Source organism: Alteromonas sp. MmMcT2-5 (genome assembly GCF_022348315.1).
In the GTDB taxonomy this organism is placed as follows: domain Bacteria; phylum Pseudomonadota; class Gammaproteobacteria; order Enterobacterales; family Alteromonadaceae; genus Alteromonas; species Alteromonas macleodii.
In genome coordinates this window covers 1-1584 of record NZ_JAKRFB010000123.1, presented here as the reverse complement: position 1 = coordinate 1584, position 1584 = coordinate 1, and the positions used below count along the sequence as shown (strand labels likewise).

Annotated in this window: 1 protein-coding gene; it reads left to right on the top strand. The window is 40.6% G+C overall.

Annotation, left to right across the window (positions count from 1 at the left end; translation table 11 throughout):
- Positions 1-295: 295 nt before the first annotated feature.
- Positions 296-1495 (top strand): methyl-accepting chemotaxis protein, encoded by a 1200-nt coding sequence (locus MHN09_RS21185; RefSeq protein WP_239241836.1) that lies wholly within the window; start codon positions 296-298, stop codon positions 1493-1495.
- Positions 1496-1584 lie beyond the last annotated feature (89 nt).

Genomic DNA, 1584 nt, shown 5'->3' with positions numbered 1-1584 from the left:
ATTGATCTGATCACCAAACGTCATGAATGTTCCTATCTTTTTTATCTTATTGATATCGCAATATTATTTGTGGGGATACCTCAGACTCTGACCCCATTACTAATGGGGTAGAGTCAATCTACTCACTTCATTAATCTGACAACTCGTACCTTGAAGCGTTTATTTCATTTGCTAATGAATACAATGCTCACTTAATAAAGTACTCTGACCCCATAACTAATACTATCCGCTTATGGATAATTGGTTTAAAACGCTTTACATTTTTGAGGTGTTAATAAAATGTTAAGTGCGCCTAATGAAGTATTTAGTTTTAGCTGTTATTGCTGGTCTCGTTAATGTAGTGATGTCTCTTGTTACTTCACATCTACTAATCTCTACGGTTGCTACGTTTCTTACTATCCTTTTCGCGGCCTTTATTATTGAGAAGGTATTTCAAAACCAAGACATAGCCGCTAGTAAAATTGTTCTAACTGACGATTATAAGAACAATGCACACAGCAATGATGCAACGAAAGTTAGTCATGCCGCGAGTAACATTGCAATTGGTGGTGCTTCTATCTCTTTCTTTTTAGAACAGTTATCAAAAGCATTTAATGAGCAAGTCGCGAACATCGGCGAGATGAGCGGTAGACTCCAACAGTTAGAAGTCTCCTCAACTCAGTTAGATGAGCTTGCCAAGAATGCTGCATTTTCTATGAATGAATCTGACGAGAAAACGCAGTTCGGCAGTACGTCGTTAAAAGAAGTATTAAGCCAGCAACAGCAGCTGGTTAAAAACATAAATGCGTCATCTGAAGCGCTCACTACATTAAAAAGTAAGGCCGAGGGAATAAGTACAATAACAAACACCATTAACCAATTGGCCGATCAAACAAATATGCTAGCGCTGAATGCGGCTATTGAAGCTGCAAGAGCGGGAGATCAAGGACGTGGTTTCGCCGTCGTTGCTGATGAAGTACGCGAGCTTGCCAAGAAAACAACCGATGCCACCTCAGGAATAGAAAGTCTGCTGCAGGATATGAATACTAGTAGCCAGGCTGCAGTGGCTACTATGGAAACGGTGCTTAACTCTAGTGATAACATGAATGTGAAATTAAAGGAGAGCGAAGAAGCTATCTCACACTCCAGTATGCTCTCTACAAAAGCACGGGAATCGATGGGCGCTATGCAAGCAATGGTGGAAAATAATGCAGAACATAGCGCAGGTATAAGTACCAATATACTTCAGTTGCACACGACGACAGAAAAATTAGAGCACGACCTCACTGATGTTTCTACTCAGGCGCTATCACTGAGTAGTCAAGCTGAAGATATTTTCAGGCTACTGGAAAGCTTCGATGTAAATGATCGAAACAGCGAAGTTAGAGACATTGCAGTAAATGCAGCTAAAACTGTTGGAAAGCGTTTCGAGCAAGCGATTTCAGAAGGGAAAATATCGGAAGCAAAGCTGTTTAATTTTGACTATTCACCTATACCGAACACTAAGAGCCTGTAACAGATTCTGTGTAACTGCCATTAGTTAATGTGCTTTTCGAGGCGTTCCTCGAACTCGATAATAAAACGACTCATAGCCTGACGCCAGTT